Genomic DNA, 250 nt, shown 5'->3' with positions numbered 1-250 from the left:
GTGCTGCGCGAAGTCAGTGGCGAGCGCCTGGGCCTGGCCCTGCGCGGCGCCGACATCTAGGTGCGCGACAAGATCACCCGCAACATGTCCCAGCGTGCCGCCGAAATCCTGCGTGAAGACATGGAAGCACGCGGTCCGGTGCGCCTGTCGGACGTGGACACCGCGCAGCGCGAGATCCTGGCCATCGGCAAGCGCATGGCCGAGGAAGGCACCGTCACCCGCGGCGGCAACGCGGAGGCGGTGCTGTGAA

Annotated in this window: 1 pseudogene; it reads left to right on the top strand. The window is 69.2% G+C overall.

The annotated features are described in order from the left end of the window. A pseudogene (locus tag ACQG3P_RS21090) lies at positions 1-249 on the top strand (FliG C-terminal domain-containing protein); the annotation flags it as partial. Position 250 lies beyond the last annotated feature (1 nt).

Source organism: Stenotrophomonas sp. SrG (assembly GCF_050031795.1).
Classification (GTDB): Bacteria; Pseudomonadota; Gammaproteobacteria; order Xanthomonadales; family Xanthomonadaceae; genus Stenotrophomonas; species Stenotrophomonas rhizophila_A.
Note: the sequence above shows the minus strand (reverse complement) of the source record. Positions and strands in the feature narration are given on the sequence as shown.